Source organism: Mesorhizobium sp. P5_C1 (assembly GCF_054049815.1).
In genome coordinates, this window is sequence record NZ_JBFULQ010000891.1 from 1 (window position 1) to 1,506 (window position 1,506).

The 1,506-nt window shown below is 58.3% G+C and carries 4 protein-coding genes; 1 reads left to right on the top strand and 3 read right to left on the bottom strand.

Annotation, left to right across the window (positions count from 1 at the left end; translation table 11 throughout):
* Positions 1-99 precede the first annotated feature (99 nt).
* Positions 100-339 carry a hypothetical protein gene (locus ACXJ7R_RS32310; protein ID WP_457155344.1) on the bottom strand — a complete coding sequence of 80 codons (240 nt, stop codon included), beginning with the start codon at positions 337-339 and terminating at the stop codon, positions 100-102.
* Positions 340-642: 303 nt separating this feature from the next.
* On the opposite strand from ACXJ7R_RS32310, the gene ACXJ7R_RS32315 reads away from it, so the two are divergent.
* On the top strand, positions 643-831 hold the full coding sequence (locus tag ACXJ7R_RS32315) for a hypothetical protein (RefSeq protein WP_457155345.1): 189 nt from the start codon (positions 643-645) through the stop codon (positions 829-831).
* A 3-nt stretch (positions 832-834) separates the two neighbouring features.
* On the opposite strand, the gene ACXJ7R_RS32320 is transcribed toward ACXJ7R_RS32315, so the two are convergent.
* Together ACXJ7R_RS32320 and ACXJ7R_RS32325 are read right to left on the bottom strand one after the other, a co-directional pair.
* Positions 835-1,011: a hypothetical protein gene (locus ACXJ7R_RS32320; protein WP_457155346.1), complete on the bottom strand. Its 177-nt coding sequence runs from the start codon at positions 1,009-1,011 to the stop codon at positions 835-837.
* A gap of 274 nt (positions 1,012-1,285) precedes the next feature.
* Positions 1,286-1,506: hypothetical protein (locus tag ACXJ7R_RS32325; RefSeq protein ID WP_457155347.1), on the bottom strand; the 221-nt coding region annotated here is incomplete at its 5' end.

A 1,506-nucleotide genomic window follows, 5' to 3' on the forward strand; every position in this document is an offset into this window, starting at 1 on the left:
CCAATGACGCGGGCCGGCTGATTGCCCACCAGCCTATTCCGGATGCCAGTGACAACACCCGGAACAGGATCTCAACTATTCGAAACGGCTAAYGTTCCGTCAGGCCCGCGGCGGCCTTACCGGTCCTGTAGTGTTCCACGGGATGAACTCGACTTCCTTCCCGGTGACGTCCCGCACGGCCTTCAACAGCACCTCATGCAATACGCGCGTCTGCCGGTAGTGGTCGCAATGTGGCGATATGAACGGCTTCACGATGCTCCTGTGCAGCGCTTCCGCTGCCACCAGAAAGCGCTCGATTTCAGCCTGCGATAGCTGCTTTGACGGCTTTGATCTGGCCATTTGGCGACTCCATATTGAGGGGTGGATCGCCGCACGGAGAGGATTATATTCCTGATATCGGTCGCGCTGGCAAGCCGTCGCGTAAATGGCCGACGCGGCTGCCGATTAAAGCATTGCCTAAACCGCGTCGGTCACTGCGGCTCCTTGAGGGGTTGCCGCGTCGCTGGACCTAGCGCGCGCCAGTTGGCCGGCAATTCCTTGGATAAAAACGTACAGTCGAAACCTATTGAAAGCGGCTTTGAACGCATTATTAAATCCCCCAATCACCATTCTGTTTCCAGCCCTTGGATGGGAGGTTGCACAATGGACAAGCTGGGTGTTTCGGTATCGTCTTTCGACTGCGATATCATTCGCGGCGCCTTCAAAAATTCCGTCATCGAAAAGAACATTCCCGAGGATCGATGGCGGGACTACGCCGCGCAAATGGTCCGCGACTTTACCGGCAGCGATGACATTGATTCCGACTTGCTGGAATGGATTGTGCGGAAGTAGGTCTTAGCGTTGTTGGGCGGCCATAAGGCGGGCCTCCCGCATGAGCGATGACCAACTGTGCGCGCCAAGAATGGCGATAAGCGCCCGAGCTTGCTCTTCGGTGATACCGGCTTCATTCACCAAGCGCTGGGTTACGAGATCGTCAGGCTTGCTGGGTGTCTTGTCCTGTTCGTCAGTCATCGGAACAATCCTTAGACGACCCCTTACCGTTACTGGTTCCCCTGCGCTCGGGCGCGTCCCGGTCGAGACCAGCACAGTCGAGCTTGTGAGGAAATATAGGCGGCCGAAGGCACGGCACCGCAGGCACCGGCTAAAACGGCCAAGCCAGTGCCGGCACGACACCAGCGGCCAGGTGAAAGGCCAGCCAGGCGGCCCATGTGCCGGCCGCGCGTTCGTCCGCGCTGGACAGAATACGAGACTTCGTCCGCCATAGCCTACAAGTTCAAATTCGTTCTCAAGCGCGAGATTGGCCAGCGGGTCGAGCGTGCAGCCCGCTTTTGTAAATCCGCGCGAGCACGTCGCGAGCAGACTCGGCGCGCTCCCGTGTGCAGCCGATCAGTAATTTCCCACCCAAGTTTGCCGGCTCGCCGGTGACTTCATCCCAAACCGTCCAGTCGCCTGTCGGCTCAAGAAGACAACTAAATCTAACTGGGCTTTCTTCCATCGCCCCATTCC